Source organism: Microbulbifer sp. MCCC 1A16149 (genome assembly GCF_050368945.1).
Lineage (GTDB): Bacteria > Pseudomonadota > Gammaproteobacteria > Pseudomonadales > Cellvibrionaceae > Microbulbifer.
Window position 1 is genome coordinate 3704201 of record NZ_CP185959.1, and the last position, 19192, is coordinate 3723392.

A 19192-nucleotide genomic window follows, 5' to 3' on the forward strand; every position below is an offset into this window, starting at 1 on the left:
AATAACAGGCACGGGGAAACTCAAGAATGAATATCCTGGTAATCGGCTCTGGTGGCCGTGAACACGCACTGGCCTGGAAGGCCGCCCAAAACCCCGCCGTAGACACCGTCTTCGTCGCCCCCGGTAACGCCGGCACCGCCCGCGAGCCGAAGCTCCAGAACGTCAACATCGGCGTCGACAACTTCTCTGCCCTCTCCGACCTCGTCGAAGAAAAAGGTATCGACCTCACCATCGTCGGCCCCGAAGCCCCGCTGGTAGACGGCATCGTCGACTACTTCAACAGCCGCGGCCACAACATCTTCGGCCCGGAAAAAGCTGCCGCCCAGCTCGAAGGCTCCAAAGCCTTCACCAAAGACTTCCTCGAGCGTCACGCCATCCCCACCGCCGACTACCAGAACTTCACCGAGGTTGAGCCGGCGATCGCCTACCTGCGCGAAAAAGGCGCCCCCATCGTGGTCAAGGCCGATGGCCTCGCCGCTGGTAAAGGCGTCATCGTCGCCGAAACCGTAGAGCAGGCAGAACTGGCCGTGCGCGACATGCTCAGCGGCAACGCCTTCGGCGAAGCCGGCTGCCGCGTGGTCATCGAAGAATTCCTCACCGGCGAAGAAGCCAGCTTCATCGTCATGGTGGACGGCGAAAACATCCTGCCCATGGCTACCAGCCAGGACCACAAGCGCGTCGGCGACGGCGACACCGGCCCCAACACCGGCGGCATGGGTGCCTATTCCCCGGCACCAGTGGTGACCCCGGACGTGTACGAGCGGGTGATGAAAGAAGTCATCGAGCCCACCGTCAAAGGCCTCGCCTCCGAGGGCATGCCCTACACCGGCTTCCTCTATGCCGGCCTGATGATCAATGAAGAGGGTGCGCCCAAGGTCATCGAGTACAACTGCCGTTTCGGCGACCCCGAAACCCAGCCCATCATGATGCGCCTCAAGTCCGACCTGGTAGAGCTGTGCATGGCCGCGGTCGAGAAACGCCTCGACCAGGTCGAAGTGGAGTGGGACTCGCGCCCGTCCCTGGGTGTGGTGCTCGCTGCACACGGCTACCCGGGCAGCTACCGCAAGGGCGATCCCATCTCCGGCCTCGACAAGGCCGACAGTGAAAACGCCAAGATCTTCCACGCCGGCACCGCGCTGGACGGCGAGCGTGTCGTCACCAGTGGCGGCCGCGTACTCTGTGCCACCGCACTGGGTGACACGGTGGCCGAAGCCAAGGAAAATGCCTACGAATGCGCCCGCAAGATCCACTGGGACGGTGTCTTCTTCCGCAAGGATATCGGTTACCGCGCGGTGGAACGGGAGCAGTCTGAAGAGGCCTGATTGGCCTTTTCCTGTCTGGCTAAATACGGAGCACACTGATGAGCAGTCAACGCCAGCTATCCGGTCTGGACCGCCTGCTGCTGCAGGCGGACCGCGCCCTGCGTACCTTAAGCCCGGGCTCACCCTGTCACGAGCGCCCGTCTCCCGCCAAGTCGGCGGACGAGGCGGACCTGTCGGACGCAGAGCGCCGCCATGCGGCGGGGCTGATGCGGGTGAATCACAGCGGTGAAGTCTGCGCCCAGGCGCTGTACCAGGGACAGGCCCTGACCGCCAAGCTGCCGCAGGTACGTGCGGAGATGGAGCATGCGGCGGATGAGGAGATTGATCATCTGGCGTGGTGCGAACAGCGCCTGCAAGAGCTGGACAGCCGTCCCAGCCTGCTGAACCCGCTGTGGTACGGACTCTCCTTCGGCATCGGTGCGACTGCGGGCAAGATCTCCGACAAGGTCAGCCTGGGCTTTGTCGCGGCCACGGAAGAACAGGTGTGCAAGCACCTGGAGAGCCACTTGCAGAAACTGCCCGCTCAGGACGACAAGAGCCGTGCGGTGGTGGAGCAGATGCTGGTAGATGAAGCGAAACATCAACACGCGGCACTGGATGCCGGTGGCGCACGCTTCCCGCGCCCGGTTAAGGGGCTGATGACGCTGGTATCGAAAGCGATGACTTCGGTGAGCTACCGGCTGTAAGCGGCCGCCTCTGTAAAGAAAATAAAAAAGGGGAGCCATCTGGCTCCCCTTTTTTATTCCGAATCGCTCGCAAGCCTTCAGGCTTCTTCAATCCGGTAGGTATGCACGATTTCTACACCGGCCTTGCCGAGCATAATCGAGGCAGAACAGTACTTCTCAGCCGACAACTCAACCGCCTTGGCCACGTGCTTCTCTTTGATGTCCCGCCCGCGCACCACAAATTCCATCTCGATTTTCTCAAAAGGCGCTGGCACCGCATCCGGGCGGTGACCCTTGAGTTCTACATGGCAACTCACCACGTCCTGACGGGTCTTCTGCAGAATGCCCACCACATCATAAGAGGCACAGCCACCCACACCCAGCAGGATCATCTCCATCGGACGGATGCCATTGTTCTTCTCGCCCCCTTCCATCACCACCGAGTTACCACTGCCGGATTCGCCGACAAACGTGACCCCATTCACCCAGGTCACCTGACCCTGCATAACGCCTGCCATGGAACTTTCTCCTTCAAAATTGACGCGGCCCGGGAGCTTATCACAAGGGAGCGCGATATCTGCAGCAGGGAAATTTACAATTCCGCCCCGGCTCGCAACCACCAATAAGTAAGCCTTCACTAACAGCGGTTGTCAGCGCTGTCCACAACCGCTATAAACAACACCCTATCCGAGTCCTTCGCAAACAGTGGCCCAGATCACATTGCGAAGCATTGCTGCGCTCTGCCCCTGTCGGCACCGGTGTTTTAGCGGGATAATCGTCCTCTTACCCGGGATCAGGCACAAAAATTCTAGAAAAAGGAGTAGATCCGTGACGGTCGCTACCGAAGAAACCCTTTCTACTGGCAACATCGAAGACTTCCTCGCCCATTGCCACCGCCGCCGCTACCCGGCAAAGAGCACCATCATCTATGCCGGCGACCGCTGCGAGTCCCTGTACTTCATCATGCGCGGCTCGGTAACCGTGCTGATCGAGGATGACGAAGGGCGCGAAATGATCGTCGCCTACCTGAACGACGGCGACTTCTTCGGTGAGATGGGCCTGTTTGACCAGGACACCCGCAGTGCCTGGGTGCGCACCAAAACCGAGTGTGAGGTAGCGGAGATCTCCTACACCAAATTCCAGGAACTGACCCGTCAGCATCCGGAATTCCTGTTCAACCTGGCCACCCAGATGGCCGTGCGCCTGCGCAACACCACCCGTAAAGTCGGTGACCTGGCGTTCCTGGACGTCACCGGCCGTGTTGCCCGCACCCTGCTCGACCTGTGCAACGAGCCGGATGCCATGACCCACCCGGAAGGCATGCAGATCAAGATCACCCGCCAGGAAATCGGCCGTATTGTTGGCTGCTCCCGCGAGATGGTTGGCCGGGTACTGAAGACCCTGGAAGAGCAGGGCCTGGTATCCGTAAAAGGCAAAACCATGGTGGTTTACGGCACCCGCTAGACGGCACCGTTTATTCCGCACCCCGAAAGGCGATCCATCCGGATCGCCTTTTTTATTTCCCCTCCCGGCCACCGCGCAATAACCCCACCCACTGCAGCACCATAAAGACGCACAAAACCACTACCTTTCAGATGCATGCACCGATCGAAAGCACCTGGGCGAAATTATCCTCTGCCTGAACCCCTTAATTAGCGATTTATTCTCTTCGACACTGGTACCGTGATTGCAGATATCACTAATAAACAAAAACAGTCTTAGGGAGCAATCATGCGTCACAGCAGCCGATCCAAAGTCCTGACCCAGTCCAATCTCGCCATCGCCATCTCCCTCGCCGCGATATCCTCGGGGCAGTCCGCCCTGGCCGAGGACGGCAAGGCCGAGAGCGAAAACAAACCGGTTTTTGAAGAGGTGGTGGTCACCGGTTCGCGGCGCGAAGAGAACGTGATGGATATCCCCATCAACATCTCGGCTGTGGGCGGTGAAAAAATCGAGGACCTGCGCCTCGACAGTATTTCCAAGATTGCCTACTACACTCCCGGCCTGACCGTGGTGGACCGGGGCCCTCGGGATGAAGTACCGGATATGATGGTGCGCGGCCTGAACACCGGTGGCCTGGGCCCGGGCTTCAGCAGCAGTACGGTTGCCATGTACCTGGGCGATATCCCCCTGCAGGTTGACCTCAAGCCGGTCGACCTCGAGCGCGTGGAAGTGCTCATTGGCCCCCAGGGTACCCTTTACGGCCAGGGCACCATGGGCGGTGCCATCCGCTATATACCAGCGAAGGCAGATCCCTCCGGGTTCAGTGCCAAATTCCGCGGTAGCGCCAGTAGCAATAGCGAAAGCTCCGGCCTCGGGCAGGAGTACGGCGCGACCCTGAATTTCGCCGTTACCGATACCCTCGCCATTCGGGTGAATGCGGACAGCGTCCAGGACCCGGGCTTCATCGACTACAACTACGTGGTGCGCGAATCCGGTATCTCTGACCCGGAACCGGATTTCAATAATCCCGAGGAAGTCGCCGCAAACCTGCGCCGCGCCAAAGATGCCAATGGCGAAGACACCACCTCTGCGCGAATCAATGTGCGCTGGCTCGCCAATGACTGGCTGGAAGCCAACCTGTGGCACTACTACCAGGACACCAAGGCCGAAGGCCGCCAGTTGGCCCACCAGCTCTCCTTCGGTACCGGGCCTTACGAATCGGGTATGCGCTACGAGGAACCCAACCACTACACCAACAAGCTCACCAGCCTGGAGTTGATCGGCGATCTGGGCTTTGCCCAGGCCACCATGGTGTATGGCCAGTCCGAGTACGAAGAGCTGGGCCAGCGCGACCAGACCGACCTGTTGCTGGATCTGGATTACGGCTACGACTCCTTCCCCTCCTTCTCCGCCTATACCCGGGAGGAAGTAAAGGATCAATCGGACACCTTTGAACTGCGCATGTCTTCCCAGCACGAAGGCCCGTTCAAGTGGGTAGCCGGATACTTCCAGAACAAGTACGTTTCCGACGCCATCAGTGAGGAATTCACCCCCTACTTTGACCAGTTTGTTGTGGACAACTGGGACGGTGTGCAATTGCGTCCAGACAGCCTGGAATATATCCAGCTCACCGATATCGACGAGAAAGAGTCGGCCTTCTACGGCGAGCTGACCTACAACATCACCGATACCCTGGCGGTAACCGGCGGCTACCGGCGCTACAAGTTTGAAACCGACATTACCGGTGGTTTCGGGCTGCCATTATTTGAAACGGTATTCCTTGGCGAACCGCAGGACGCCATTAACGTGGATCTTGGTCGCAACCAGGGTGAAGATGACGGTGATCTGCTCAAGTTCAACGTGGCGTGGGATGCAGTTGATAACGGCATGGTCTATTTCACCTACTCACAGGGTTACCGCAACGGCGGCGTGAACTCGGTTCCTCAATGTACCGCCGAGCAAATTGCCAGTGACAACCAGCAGCTCTGCGCACTCCCGGACGAAGTGTTGATCAATCCGGATCAGATCGATAACTACGAAATCGGCTACAAAGGCCTGGTTGGCGAGCGCTTGTCGGTGAGCACCGCGCTCTACTATATCGACTGGACCGACCTGCAGGTTGCGACCACTACCGCTAACGGCTCGCTGCCGATCACCGGTAACGGCAGTGCCGCGGTGAGCCAGGGCTTCGAACTTCAGGGCAGCTGGTTGATTACCGACAATCTGGACCTGGCCCTCACCTACGCCTATACCGATGCGGAACTGACCGAAGATGCACCCGGACTGGTCGGCCCCTTCGACGTCTATGCGGGAGCACGCCTGCCCGGCCATGCGCAACACCAGGGATCGCTTAACCTGAATTACGCGACTACGGTGATGGGCGGCTACGATCTCGACCTGAATTACGGCCTGGTATTCGCCAGTGATGTCTACAACATGGTGGGCGGACCGGAAGATCCGCTTTATATCGTCGAAGAGGATGGCAGCATCACCGCAGGTGACCGCGGTGGCGAAGCCATCCCGGGATACGCCGTACATCACCTGTCCGCCACCCTGGCCATGAACAACTGGACGGTACAGGCCTTTGCCGACAACCTGTGGGACAAGTACTACATCACCGGTACCCGCACCAGCCGCCGCAACCTGGAGGATGAAACCAACGGTCCGGGCATCGGGTGGGGCAACGGCTTTACCCAGCGCTCTTACGGCCAGTACGTGGGTACCCCGCGCACGATCGGTGCCCGATTCACCTACAGCTTCTGATTCGGCGCACTCACACAAAGCCGGTCTGGGATACACTGTCCCGGACCGGCTTTTTTATTTGGCCCTGAATTTATGCAGACACCGACAATAAAGCAGCTGCATGCTGCCGCCACTCAAGCGCTCAACCGGAGCGATATGCGCAGCCTGTACCAGTGCTGCCGCGAGATTTTGCAGCGGGAGCCCGGGCACAGTGATGCCTGGTTCCTTATCAGTATTGCCACTGCCGCCGCCGGACAGTTAAACAAAGCGCTGGAAATGATCGAGCGTGCCCTGCAGAAAGCGCCGCGCAACGAAGAATACCTGAGCCAGAAAGCGCGTTACTGCGCACAGCTGAATCGGTACGCGCCGGCAATTCAGGCAGCAGATGCGGCCATGGCAGAAAAGCCACAGCGGGCGCTGATACTCGACACCCTGGGCGTGGTCTACGCCAAATTCGATGAACACAATAAAGCCATAACCCCGCTGCGACAGGCCGTTGCGCTGTCACCGGACAATGCCCAGTTTCAGTTCAATCTGGGATCTGCCGAGCAGTTCCTCGGCAACCAGGAGGCCGCGCGCAACGCCTACAGGAAATCTATCGAATTAAAACCAGACTTCGCACGCGCTCGCTGGGCCCTGTCGGAGCTGGAAAAAAACACGGGCAATAGCGACAACCGCGATACATTGCAGAGCGCGCTGGAAAAACCCGGACTGAGTGCCGAGGACCAGCTCTACCTGAGTCACGCCCTGGCAAGGAATTACGAACAAGGCGGACTGTACCGCGATGCATTTTCTGTTCTTGCCGAGGTGAAAGGCCGCTATCGGCAAAAAGTGGGTTACACCTTTGCGCAGGATGCCGAACTTTTTTCATGCATAAAATCGGCCTTTCCAGTGGATACCGCAGGCGAATCAGAGAATGATCTCGGGGCCGAGTCTGTCTTTATCCTCGGCATGCCCCGCTCCGGAACCACACTGGTGGAGCAAATTATTGCCAGCCACTCGCAGGTGGCAACACTGGGAGAGCTGCACGAATTTCCGCTGATCATCAAGCAGTATTCAGCCACCTCCAGCTCGCAGACACTTTCCCCGGAAGTGGTATCCGCAGCATTGCGCAGCGCGCCGGAAGCAATAGCAAACGACTACATAAAACGTTGTCGGGAAAGAGGACAAACCAGCGCCCGGATTATTGACAAACTGCCGATGAATTTCCTCTATCTCGGATTTATTTTACGCAGCTTTCCAAAAGCTAAAATAGTGACCCTTGAGCGGCATCCTCTGGACGTCTGCCTGAGTAATTACCGCCAACTGTTCTCTTTCAATTTCCGCTACTACCACTACCACTACAGCCTCAGCGATACCGCACACTATATCTGCGCATACCAGGATTTAATGGCGCACTGGAAATCGATATTCGGCGACAGAATTTACACCGTGAACTATGAAAAGCTCACCGAAAACCCGGAACGGGAATCCCGGGAAATGATGCAATATCTCGATCTTGCCTGGGAGCATGACTGCCTGAACTTTTACCGTTCTGAAAATGCGGTCTCCACGGCCAGTAGTGTTCAGGTACGACAACCGATCTACCGGGATGCGGTCGAGCGGTGGAAAAAATACGAAAAGGAACTGGCTCCGGCCATCGAGATATTCAGCCGGGCAGGAATGATCTAGCAGGAACCGCCCCGCTCCAAGGGGAGGTTGACAGGGAGGGAACCGCCGAATTCGACACTAGAATTGGCGGGTCAACTTGAGGTAGTTCCATGCAGAAGCATTTGGGAGCTGCTCGACTCGTCAGTGGTATTGGGTTTTTCGCCATAACAATATTCCTGCTGCTCAGCGCCTGTAGCAAGCCGGAGTCAAACCGTGAAGCCGCCCCTAGTGAGCCAGCTCCATTCTCCAACTATACAGAGACAGGCGACCTGGATAACATCAGAAAACACGGTGTCATCCGCTTTGTAAATCTTTCCGGCCCAAGGCAGGACCTGCTTCCCCGAGACAGTATCGTTACCCTGCGAAGTCTTGATCTCGCCAATAAACTGGCCGAGAAACTGCGGCTGGAGGCCGTCTGGCTGCGCGCGGACACGCCCCAGCAGGCGATCGAAATGGTGCAAGCGGGTGAGGCGGATATTGCCGCCTACACCCTCACCGATAACCAGGCCCGTCGCGTCCTTGTCGACTTCACCGTGCCGCTGATGCAGGCCCGCCACAAACTGGTGACCAGCGTGGAAGGGCCGGACATCAGCGATCCATCAAAACTGAAAAATGTGGAACTGCTTGCCCAGGCGGGCTCAAACTATGTGGACACCGCGGAGCGCCTGCGCGCGGAATACCCGCAGGCAAACCTGAGCATCCTGCAACCCGTAGTTTACGAGGATCGTGATGCCCTCGTCGATCTGTTGAACGAGAAAAAAAACCGCGTCGCGATCCTGGATAACTATATCGCAGACAACATGCATAGCTACCGGAATGATGTGCGTACCGGGGCCGAAGTTTCCCCCAGTGAAAATATCGCCTGGGCTGTGCGCAAGGACTCAAAAAAATTACTCACCACGGTGAATAACTTCCTCACCCGCAACCTGGTCAAACCACCGGATGATCGGATCGCCGACTGGCATGCAATCAAGGAATCCGGCGTGATCCGTTTCCTGACCTACAACCGCCCTTCCGTGTATTACCTGTGGAAAGGCGTACTAATGGGTTTTGACTACGATCTCGCCCTGGCCTTTGCCGAACAGCACGAGCTACAACTACAGATTATCGTGGTGCCCTACAGCGAGACTTTGATTGATTGGCTGAAGGCCGGGCGGGGAGATTTTGCCGGGGCGGTTAAAAATATCACCCAAGAGCGCATCGACCAGGGGATTACCTTTACCACCTCCTACCGGGAAACCCCGGAACAGGTGGTGAGCAACAGACAGAAACCCGCAATCAACCAGGTGCAAGACCTGGCCGGACGCAAGCTGACCCTGCGCGCCTTTTCTCCTTTTATTACCACAGCTAATGCGATTAAAAACAGCGGTATTGATGTGACGGTGGAGGTGGCGGAACCGGAGGTTTCCATGGCGGAAATCATCAACAAGATCGCCGCCGGCGAGCTGGATGCCACCATCGTCGATACCGATGATGTATTGATGTCCGCCTCTCTGCAGCCAGAGCTGTTACCGGGCACGATGGTCAGTGACCCGAGACGTCAGGGATGGATGCTGATGCCCCAGAACCGGGAGCTGAAGAAAAAACTCGACAAGTTCATCGTCAAATACCGCAAGAGTGAACAGTACCAGCAGAAAATTGCCGCTTACTTTGAACCCAACAAGCGCTTTACCCAGCGGGTTGCCGCGCGAGTCGTACCCGGACAGGACCTGTCGCCCTACGACAAACTGGTAAAAGGAGAATCGCTGGTTTACAACTTCGACTGGCGGCTGGTGGTTGCGCAGATGTGGCAGGAGAGTAACTTCAACCCCAAGGCAATCTCACCGGTTGGCGCCCAGGGACTGATGCAGGTCATGCCGATGACCGGGGAAGAAATGGGCTACCCGCCCCCGCTGTTTGAGCCGGACCGGAATATTCAGGCAGGCGTCAAATACCTGAACTGGATTCGCGAACGTATTGAACCCACACTGCCCGCAGTGGACAGGCTCTGGTTCACCCTCGCGTCCTACAATGCCGGTTACGGTCACCTGCTGGATGCCCGCAGGCTGGCCAAGGAACTCGGCCTGAATCCAGACACCTGGTTTGGCAATGTCGAGTTGGCAATGCTGAAACTGGCGGAACCGCAATACTTCAACAATGCCCGTTATGGTTACGTGCGCGGCACGGAACCGGTGCAGTATGTACGCAAAATCAGCCACCTGTATCGCGCCTACACCGACGTCGCCGGTGCTGAGCCCTCGCATATGCTGCGTTTTATTCCCAACCCATCGGACGACTGATACAGGCTGATCAGCCGCGCTTCCCTGCGCGGCCGTGTACTGATTACCCTTCGGTCGGCTTGAGTCCGCGACGGACCAGCAGTGCGTCAGTGGTCGGCTCCTTGCCGCGGAACTTGACGTAAGACTCCATGGGCGCGCGGGAGTTACCCACTTCCAGGATATTCTTGCGGTACAGGTCGCCGTTCTTGCGGGTCAGGCCACCGCGCTCGCGCAGGTAGGCAAAAGCATCCGCAGCCAGGATCTCACTCCACATATAGGCGTAGTAACCGGCGGAGTAGCCGCCGCCGATGGAGTGGGCAAAGTAGGTGGATTTGTAACGCGGCGGTACCGCGGCCAGGTCAACGCCGTGCTTTGCCAGGGCCTCGGCTTCAAACGCTTCCACATCCTGTTGCTCTGCGTCGGCGGGCAGGGAATGCCATTCCATGTCCAGCAACGCGGCAGACATGTACTCCAGGGTGTCGAAGCCCATATTGAAGTTCTTTGCCTTCAACACTTTTGCCAACAGCTCGTCGGGGATGGCCTCACCGGTTTTGTAGTGATACGCGTAGTTCGCCAGCACCTCGGGGTGACTCGCCCAGTCCTCTTCAAACGTGGACGGGAATTCGACGAAGTCGCGGGATACGGCGGTACCCGCCAGGCTCGGATAATGCACCTTGGAGAGCATACCGTGCAGGCCGTGTCCCAGCTCGTGGAACATGGTGGTGACGTGGTCGAAGCTGACCAGGGTCGCCTCACCCTCGGGGCCTTTGGGGATGTTCATCACGTTGACGACCACCGGCTTTTGCTCCAGCAGCTCTGACTGGCCGACGAAGGAGCTCATCCAGGCTCCGCCGCGCTTGCCTTCGCGCGCGAAGTAATCCGCGTAGAAAATTGCCAGGCTCTCGCCATCGTGATCGAACAGTTCAAATGCCTGAACATCCGGGTGGTATACCGGCAGGTCCGGACGGGGCTTGAAGGTGATGCCGTACAGACGGTTCATGGTGTAGAACAGACCGTCGTTCAGTACCCGGTTAAATTCGAAGTACTCGCGCACCTCGCTTTCATCCAGCTCGTACTTTTCCTGACGCACTTTTTCCGCGTAGTAGGCCCAGTCCCAGGGCTGCACGTCGAAGTCACCGCCTTCGCGCTCGATCAGTGCCTGGATATCGGCCTGTTCGGCTTTGGTGTTTTTCACCACCGCCGGCACCATGGAGTTCAGCATGCTCAGGACGTTTTCCGGTTTTTCTGCCATGGTCCCGGTCAACTGGTACTCAGCCCAGTTGTCAAAACCCAGCAGGCCCGCTTTCTGCGCACGAATCTGTACCAGGCGCTTGACCAGCGGGCGGTTGTCCAGCTCGCCGGAGGTACCGCGGTGGGCGGAAGCTTCCCAGATGCGCTGGCGCAGCTCGCGATTCTTCAGTGAGGCGAGCACCGGCTGACGGGTGGTATTAGTGATGCTGATCAGGTATTTGCCTTCGTGGCCCGCATCGGCAGCCGCCTCTGCGGCAGCTTTGATCTTGCTCTCAGACAGGCCGTCCAGCTCGCTCTTGTCGTCGACAATCACAGCAATGTCTTTGCTGAGTTTCAGCAGGTTCTGGCTGAACTGGGTGGTGAGCTTGGAGTGCTCTTCATTCAGCGCGCGCAGGGTCACCTTCTGCTCCACGGAAAGCTTGGCACCTGCCTTGACGAAATTGTCGTAGACGTCTTCCAGCAGACGCGCGGATTCCGCATCCAGCTCTTCTTCAACTCGCTGGTTGTAGAGCTTTTCCACACGGGCAAACAGATCCGCATTCAGGTAAATGCTGTCGGAGTGTGCCGCCAGCTGCGGGGCGAGCTTGCTCTGCAGTTCACGGCGGGCTTCATTGCTGTCGCTGCCAACCAGGTTGAAGAAGATACGCGATACACGGGTCAGCAGCGCGCCGGACTGCTCCATGGCAACAATGGTGTTGTTGAAGCTGGCCGGTTCCGGGTTATCCACGATCGCCTGGATTTCCTGCAGGTGCTCGCGCATCCCCTGTTCGAAGGCCGGGGCGAAGTGACCGTCCTTGATTTGACCAAAATCCGGGGCCTGGTATTGCAGGGTGCTGGGGCTAAGCAGCGGATTGTCCTGCGCAGCAGGGGCAGTCTGATCACCAGCCACCTGGGCCTTCTCGACTTCCGTTGCCTGCACAGACTTGGAATCCGGCTTGGGCGCCTCGGAACAGGCGGCAACAGCCACAATGGCTACCGCGAGCAGGGATTTGCGCATGTCATTCTCCGATGAGTGTGTCTGTTATTGGCGCCAATGGTTTGTGCGGGTATCGCGGGCAACCGCTACCGCCGCAGTGCAGATATCGGCACCAGCTAAGATGTCTAATGCGCCAATATATCATTTCATGGATGACTGGGAATTCATCCACCTGTGGTTTATCCCGGTGGCGCAACCACTCATCCCATTGACCTGCCGCTAGCAGTGCAAGATACACACCAGCACGCTGCTAGCCGGCAACTTCACCGATATATTCGCCGAGAAAATCCAGCAGCATGCTGACCTTGGGCGAGAGGTGCCGGTTGTGCGGGTAGATACCCCAGATACCGTCATCCCGCTCCCGGAAGTGCTCCAGTAGCGATACCAGCTGCCCTCCCTGCAGGTATTCATCCACGTAATAATCGGGCAACTGTACGATACCGATCCCCTTCACCGCCGCATCCACCAGTGCGCGGCCGCTGTTGCAGCGGAAACTGCCGTTCACCCGGATATTGCGTGAGCGCCCCTGTTCGCGGAAACGCCAATAGTCGAGGGTACCCGGCAGACAATTGTGTCGCGCCAGCTCCGACAGGCTGTGGGGTTCACCGTGGGAAGACAGGTAGTGCGGGGAGGCGCAGACATGCAGGGTGCGCGAGCCCAGCCGCCGCGCCATCATGCTGGAATCCGTCAGCTGTCCCAGGCGGATGGCGAGGTCGTAGCCCTCCGCCACCAGGTCCAGTTTCTGGTTGGTCAGTTCCATCTCCACCTGCAGCTCCGGATACTGCAGGGCAAAATCATTCACCAGTGGCGCCAGGGTGGTCTCGCCATAAGTGACCGGCGCCGTCAGCCGCAACCTGCCCCGGGGCACCTGCTGCAGATCGGTCACCGCACGCTCGGCCTCCGCCAGCCCGTCCAGTACCTGGCGACAGTGCTGGTAATACACCGTCCCCACTTCCGTGACCGACACCTTGCGGGTGGTTCGGTACAGCAGCTTGGTGGAAAGCCTCGCCTCCAGTGCACTCACCTGCCGACTCACCTGGGCCGTGGAAATACCCAGCTTGCGCGCGGCACCGGTAAAGCTGCCGGCCTCGGCCACGGCGACAAATTCGCTCACTCCTTCCCAGTTACCCATGCTCACTACCCGGTCACCTCGCTACCTGATCGCCTTTCGATCACGAAATCAATTATTACAAATATGCAAAAATGAATTTCAATTTTCACGGATTATAAGCGAAACAGAAATAGATACACTGCGCTCCATCTGGTGGCAGAACGCCGCCTGCAACGAACAGGAGTCCGCCATGACCGAGACCATCAAATCCAGAGCAGCCGTGGCCTGGGGCCCGGGTAAACCGCTCACCATCGAAGAAGTGGACGTGATGCCGCCGCAGGCGGGCGAGGTGCGTATCCGCGTGATCGCCTCCGGCGTGTGCCACACCGATGCGTTCACCCTGTCCGGAGACGACCCGGAAGGTATCTTCCCGGCGATCCTCGGCCACGAGGGCGGCGGTATCGTCGAGTCCGTGGGCGAAGGCGTAACCAGTGTTGCGGTGGGCGACCACGTGATCCCCCTGTACACCCCGGAATGCGGCGAGTGCAAGTTCTGTACATCCGGCAAGACCAACCTGTGCGGCAAGATCCGCGAGACCCAGGGCAAGGGCCTGATGCCGGACGGCACCACCCGCTTTTCCAAGAACGGCGAGCCCATCTATCACTACATGGGCTGTTCCACCTTCTCCGAGTACACCGTGCTGCCGGAAATTTCCCTGGCCAAGGTCAACAAGGACGCACCGCTGGAAGAAGTCTGCCTGCTGGGCTGTGGTGTCACTACCGGTATGGGTGCGGTGATGAATACCGCCAAGGTAGAGGAAGGCGCGACCGTGGCCATCTTCGGTCTCGGTGGTATCGGCCTGTCTGCAGTGATCGGCGCGGCCATGGCCAAGGCAGGGCGCATCATTGCCATCGACATCAACGAGAGCAAGTTCGACCTCGCCCGTCAGCTGGGTGCCACTGACTGTATCAACCCGAAAAACTTCGACAAGCCGATCCAGGAAGTGATCGTCGAACTGACCGACGGCGGTGTGGACTACTCCTTCGAGTGCATTGGCAATGTAGACGTCATGCGCTCCGCGCTGGAATGCTGCCACAAAGGCTGGGGCGAATCCGTAATCATCGGAGTCGCCGGTGCCGGCCAGGAAATCTCCACCCGTCCATTCCAGCTGGTCACCGGCCGGGTCTGGAAAGGCACTGCCTTCGGCGGCGTGAAAGGACGCTCGGAACTGCCGGACTACGTCGAGCGCTACCTGGCGGGTGAGTTCAAACTGAACGATTTCATCACCCACACCATGGGCCTGGATGCGATCAACAGTGCCTTCGACCTGATGCACAGCGGCGAGAGCATCCGCTCCGTGATCCATTTCGACAAGTGATCGGAGCCAGCGATGACCATCGAAAACCTGAGCAGTAACAAAAGCTTCGGCGGCTGGCACAAGCAGTATCGCCACCGCTCAGAGGTACTCAATTGCGATATGCGCTTCGCCATCTACCTGCCGCCCCAGGCGGCGGGTGGACAGAAAGTGCCGGTGCTCTACTGGCTGTCCGGCCTCACCTGCACCGATGAAAACTTCATGCAGAAAGCCGGCGCCCAGCAGGTCGCTGCCGAACTGGGTATGGCCCTGGTGGCACCGGACACCAGCCCGCGCGGGGATACCGTCGCCGACGATGCAGGGTATGACCTGGGGCAGGGCGCAGGTTTCTACGTCAACGCGACGCAAGACCCGTGGAGCCGTCACTACCGGATTTACGACTACGTGCTCAACGAGCTTCCGGCCCTGGTGGAATCCCTGTTTCCGGTCAGCGACAAGCGCGCTATCAGCGGCCACTCCATGGGCGGCCACGGCGCGCTGGTACTGGCACTGCGCAACCCGGAACGCTTCCGGTCGGTGTCGGCATTCAGCCCCATTGCCAACCCGGTCAATTGTCCCTGGGGGCAGAAAGCGTTTACCGCCTACCTCGGCGATGACGGCGCAGACTGGGCCCAGTACGACGGTAGCCTGCTGATGCGCCATGCGAGCAGCAAGCTGCCCGCACTGGTGGATCAGGGGGAGGCAGACGACTTCCTCGCCGAGCAGCTGAAACCGGAAACCCTAGAAGCGGCGGCCGCCGCCAGCGATTTCCCGCTGCAACTGCGCCGCCACGAGGGCTACGATCACAGCTATTACTTTATCGCCAGCTTTATCGGCGAGCACCTGCGCTTTCACGCCCGGCACCTGGGATTGTGACCTCGCAGCAGAGCCTACCCACATAAAAAAACCGGGCCATGGCCCGGTTTTTTTATGTGGCAGCGATTGTCTCTATCCTGAACAACCCGGTTAATTCACCTAGTTGAACAGTTCCATCAGGCGGCGGCCCGGCTCCTGATCGCGCATAAACGCCTCACCCACCAGGAAAGTATCCACATTATGGCCGCGCATCGCCGCCACATCGTCGGTGGTGTGAATACCGCTTTCGGTTACCACGATGCGGTCATCGGGAATCAGGTCCAGCAGCTTGAAGGTGGTCTCCAGCTGCACCTCAAAATTGTGCAGATTGCGGTTGTTGATACCGATCAGGCGGTTGGGCAGTTTCAGCGCGCGCTCCAGCTCCTGGCGATCGTGCACTTCCACCAGCACATCCAGTCCCAGCTCCAGGGCCAGGTCATTCAGGCTGGTGAGCTGCGCATCGTCCAGGCAGGCGGCAATCAGCAGGATACAGTCGGCACCGATCGCGCGCGCCTCGTACACCTGATAGGGATCGACGATAAAATCCTTGCGGATCACCGGCAGGCGCACCGAATTGCGGGCCTGCTGCAGATACTCGTCGGCACCCTGGAAAAAGTCCACATCGGTCAGCACCGACAGACAGGCGGCACCGCCCTTTTCATAGCTGGTGGCGATTTCCGCAGGGATAAAATCTTCGCGGATTACGCCCTTGCTGGGGGATGCCTTTTTGATCTCGGCAATCACCGCCGCCTCACCGGCGTCGCGTTTGGCTTCGATGGCCTTTACAAAACCGCGGCAGGGAGGCTGCTGCAGTGCGCGCTGCTGCATTTCATCCTGGCTGACCAACTGCTTGCGCTCGGCCACTTCTTCCCATTTGCGCTCGACGATGGTCTTCAGAATTGTTGGTGTATTCATTACTTCACTCTTTGAATGCACTGGTAAAGGCGGCCAGCTCGTTTATTTTTTCCCCGGCGAGACCACTGTAAATGGCGTCCTGAGCCATGCTGACTCCCTCTTCCCGGCTCGCGGCAACGCCACTCACATAGATGGCCATGCCCGCATTGAGCGCAATGATATCAGCTGCCTTGCTGCCAGCGGCAGTTTCGCGCTTGCCGAGCGCATCGCGGATCAGCGCGAGGGACGCCTCGGAACCGTCCACACACAGCCCGTCGAGGTTCTGGCGCTCGATACCGAAGTCTTCCGGCGCAATGGTCACTTTTTCCAGCTCACCGTTCCTCAGCTCCCAGCCACGGGTCTCCGCAGCGAGACTGATTTCGTCGAGGCCGTCATCGCTGTGCAGTACCAGCACGTGCTCGGAACCCAGTGTCTGCAGGACTTCCGCCAGCATACGGCAGTAGTGGGGGGCGAACACGCCGATCACCTGGCGTTTTACCCCGGCGGGGTTGGTCAGCGGACCCAGCAGATTGAATATGGTGCGCAGCCCCAGTGCCTTGCGCGGGCCAATGGCGTGGCGCATGGCACTGTGATAACTGGGGGCGAACATAAAACCTACCCCGACGCCGTCGATACAGCGAGCGACCTGCTCCGGGGTGAGCGGCAGATAGATACCAGCTTTTTCCAGCAGGTCGGCAGCGCCGGAAGAGGACGATACGGAGCGATTGCCGTGCTTGGCCACGCGCGCGCCGGCGGCGGCGGCGACAAAACTGGATGCGCTGGAGACATTGAACAGGTTGGCACCGTCACCGCCTGTGCCGACGATATCCACCGCATTGGTCAGATCCACTTCGACCTTGGTGGCCAGTTCGCGCATCACTTCCACCGCACCGGTGATTTCCTCAACGGACTCACCGGCCATACGCAGCGCTACCAGAAATGCACCAATCTGCGCATCATCCGCTTCCCCGCGCATGATCTGGCCCATGGCCCCGCGCATTTCTTCGCGGGTGAGATGTTCACCTTCGACCAGTTTGGCAATGGCCTGCTGGATATTCATTATTCTTCCCCTTCCCTAAGCTTAGTTTCCTGGGGTTCGCAATTTCTCCGGTACTCAAAGCTAAGGGGCTGATACCGGGATCCGTTTGCGAGACCTTCTAAAACAGGGATGTTTTAGAAGAGCCCCCATGGACGGGTTCACGGCGTGTCTCGCAAACGGATCCCGGTAGCAGCATCGCCACCAGACCATCCACGGAGCACACCAGCTAAAACCTCAAGACTCCAAAAAGTTCCGCAACATATCGTGCCCGTGCTGAGTCAGGATCGACTCCGGGTGGAACTGCACTCCTTCCACCGGCAACTCGCGGTGACGCAGGCCCATGATCTCATCGATCTCACCGTTAGCATTTTCGGTCCAGGCGGTGATTTCCAGGCAATCCGGCAGACTGCCCTTGTCCACCACCAGCGAGTGGTAACGGGTCGCCTCGAACGGGTTCGACAGGCCGTGGAACACCCCCAGGTTATTGTGAATAATCGGCGAAGTCTTGCCGTGCATTACCTCACCGGCACGCACCACACGGCCGCCGAATACCTGGCCAATACTCTGGTGGCCGAGACAGATACCAAGGATCGGCACCTTGCCCGCGTAAGCGCGAATGGTATCCATGGAAATACCCGCCTCGTTCGGCGTACAGGGCCCCGGAGAAATCACGATTTTTTCCGGGTTCAGCTGTTCGATATCCGCAACGGCAATTTCATCGTTGCGCTTCACCACGACGTCTGCCCCCAACTCCGCAAGGTACTGCACGATGTTGAAGGTGAAAGAGTCGTAGTTGTCGATCATCAGGATCATGATTCGGTTCCTTTATCCTGTGTCGCCTCACCCAGTCGTTTCTGCAAACGGGCAAGGGAGTCCTGGGTTGCGCGCAGTTCGCGCAGAATTTCGGTCTGGCTCGGCGGCATCGCCAGCTCATCCAGACGGCGCAGCTTGGCCTCTTCCAGATTGTTCAGTACCACCCCGATAAACAGGTTGATCATCACAAACGCGCCCATCACCACAAAGCTGATAAAGTAAATCCATGCGTAAGGCATGGCATCCATCGCGGTGTACATGATGTCCGTCCAGTCCTCAAAGGTGACGATACGGAACAGGCTCAACAGCGCGATAGGCAAAGAACGCCAGTGCGTCGGATCAATCTCGTGGAACAGGAAATATCCGGCCACCCCGTAGATATAAAAAATAATTCCCATCAGCAAGCTGATATGAAACATGCTCGGCAGGCTTCTGAGCAGCGTATCCACCAGCAGGCGCAACTCCGGGAAAGCCGACACCAGGCGCAGCACCCGCAATACGCGCACCAGTCGCGCCAGCGTTGCCATGGGGCCCGCCGCCGGGATCAGGCTCAGTACGATGATGGAAAAATCAAAGCAGTTCCAACCATTGGCAAAGTAACGCCACGGGCGATTGCCGTGGGCGAAAATCTTGATCGCGGCCTCCACCATGAACGCGCCGAGAATCAGCTGGTTGATCCCATGCAGGCCGCCACTGAACCGCTCCAGCACCCAGGTGGAGGTTTCCAGGCCCACCACTGCGGCATTTACCGAGATCAGGGCAATGATGACCTGATTGAATATCGGCGCATCGACCAGGCGGCGGCACTGTTCAGCAAAACTGCTTTTCTGTCCTACTGAAATTTCACTACTCATCGGTTTAACTGCTTCCAATGGCTCA

At 58.6% G+C, this 19192-nt stretch carries 15 protein-coding genes; 8 read left to right on the plus strand and 7 right to left on the minus strand.

Annotated features, from left to right (window positions below; genetic code table 11):
- Positions 1-26: 26 nt before the first annotated feature.
- A complete protein-coding gene (purD, locus tag ACONT6_RS15340) occupies positions 27-1322 on the plus strand; it encodes a phosphoribosylamine--glycine ligase (RefSeq protein WP_428819306.1) in 1296 nt (431 codons plus the stop codon).
- A 38-nt stretch (positions 1323-1360) separates the two neighbouring features.
- On the plus strand, positions 1361-2008 hold the full coding sequence (gene coq7 / locus ACONT6_RS15345) for a 2-polyprenyl-3-methyl-6-methoxy-1,4-benzoquinone monooxygenase (RefSeq protein ID WP_428819307.1): 648 nt from the start codon (positions 1361-1363) through the stop codon (positions 2006-2008).
- A 77-nt stretch (positions 2009-2085) separates the two neighbouring features.
- On the opposite strand, the gene ACONT6_RS15350 is transcribed toward coq7, so the two are convergent.
- Positions 2086-2493, minus strand: coding sequence for an OsmC family protein (locus ACONT6_RS15350; protein WP_428821523.1), 408 nt, complete (start codon positions 2491-2493; stop codon positions 2086-2088).
- Between the two features lie 322 nt (positions 2494-2815).
- Here ACONT6_RS15350 and crp point away from each other — a divergent pair, with 322 nt between their 5' ends.
- The 4 genes from crp to ACONT6_RS15370 all read left to right on the plus strand — a co-directional run bounded on the left by crp (position 2816) and on the right by ACONT6_RS15370 (position 10101).
- Positions 2816-3451: a cAMP-activated global transcriptional regulator CRP gene (gene crp / locus ACONT6_RS15355; protein WP_078083318.1), complete on the plus strand. Its 636-nt coding sequence runs from the start codon at positions 2816-2818 to the stop codon at positions 3449-3451.
- 267 nt (positions 3452-3718) lie between these two features.
- Positions 3719-6193, plus strand: a complete 2475-nt coding sequence (locus tag ACONT6_RS15360; protein WP_428819308.1) for a TonB-dependent receptor — start codon at positions 3719-3721, stop codon at positions 6191-6193.
- 135 nt (positions 6194-6328) lie between these two features.
- Positions 6329-7843, plus strand: a complete 1515-nt coding sequence (locus ACONT6_RS15365; RefSeq protein ID WP_428819309.1) for a tetratricopeptide repeat-containing sulfotransferase family protein — start codon at positions 6329-6331, stop codon at positions 7841-7843.
- Between the two features lie 89 nt (positions 7844-7932).
- Positions 7933-10101 (plus strand): transporter substrate-binding domain-containing protein, encoded by a 2169-nt coding sequence (locus ACONT6_RS15370; protein WP_428819310.1) that lies wholly within the window; start codon positions 7933-7935, stop codon positions 10099-10101.
- A 43-nt stretch (positions 10102-10144) separates the two neighbouring features.
- Here ACONT6_RS15370 and ACONT6_RS15375 read toward each other — a convergent pair whose 3' ends face one another.
- Together ACONT6_RS15375 and ACONT6_RS15380 are read right to left on the minus strand one after the other, a co-directional pair.
- Positions 10145-12328: a M3 family metallopeptidase gene (locus tag ACONT6_RS15375; protein WP_428819311.1), complete on the minus strand. Its 2184-nt coding sequence runs from the start codon at positions 12326-12328 to the stop codon at positions 10145-10147.
- A gap of 229 nt (positions 12329-12557) precedes the next feature.
- Entirely contained in the window at positions 12558-13439 is an 882-nt protein-coding gene (locus ACONT6_RS15380; RefSeq protein ID WP_428819312.1) for a LysR substrate-binding domain-containing protein, read from the minus strand.
- A 169-nt stretch (positions 13440-13608) separates the two neighbouring features.
- Here ACONT6_RS15380 and ACONT6_RS15385 point away from each other — a divergent pair, with 169 nt between their 5' ends.
- Positions 13609-14736: an S-(hydroxymethyl)glutathione dehydrogenase/class III alcohol dehydrogenase gene (locus ACONT6_RS15385; protein ID WP_428819313.1), complete on the plus strand. Its 1128-nt coding sequence runs from the start codon at positions 13609-13611 to the stop codon at positions 14734-14736.
- Positions 14737-14748: 12 nt separating this feature from the next.
- Complete coding sequence (gene fghA / locus ACONT6_RS15390; protein ID WP_428819314.1) at positions 14749-15588, plus strand: S-formylglutathione hydrolase; 840 nt, start codon at positions 14749-14751, stop codon at positions 15586-15588.
- A 99-nt stretch (positions 15589-15687) separates the two neighbouring features.
- On the opposite strand, the gene trpC is transcribed toward fghA, so the two are convergent.
- The 4 genes from trpC to ACONT6_RS15410 all read right to left on the minus strand — a co-directional run bounded on the left by trpC (position 15688) and on the right by ACONT6_RS15410 (position 19167).
- Positions 15688-16482 carry an indole-3-glycerol phosphate synthase TrpC gene (gene trpC, locus ACONT6_RS15395; protein ID WP_181255172.1) on the minus strand — a complete coding sequence of 265 codons (795 nt, stop codon included), beginning with the start codon at positions 16480-16482 and terminating at the stop codon, positions 15688-15690.
- A 4-nt stretch (positions 16483-16486) separates the two neighbouring features.
- Positions 16487-17521 carry an anthranilate phosphoribosyltransferase gene (gene trpD, locus ACONT6_RS15400; protein ID WP_428819315.1) on the minus strand — a complete coding sequence of 345 codons (1035 nt, stop codon included), beginning with the start codon at positions 17519-17521 and terminating at the stop codon, positions 16487-16489.
- A 213-nt stretch (positions 17522-17734) separates the two neighbouring features.
- Positions 17735-18313: an anthranilate synthase component II gene (locus tag ACONT6_RS15405; RefSeq protein ID WP_428819316.1), complete on the minus strand. Its 579-nt coding sequence runs from the start codon at positions 18311-18313 to the stop codon at positions 17735-17737.
- On the minus strand, positions 18310-19167 hold the full coding sequence (locus ACONT6_RS15410) for an ion transporter (RefSeq protein ID WP_428819317.1): 858 nt from the start codon (positions 19165-19167) through the stop codon (positions 18310-18312). The genes ACONT6_RS15405 and ACONT6_RS15410 overlap by 4 nt, the downstream gene beginning before the upstream one ends.
- Positions 19168-19192 lie beyond the last annotated feature (25 nt).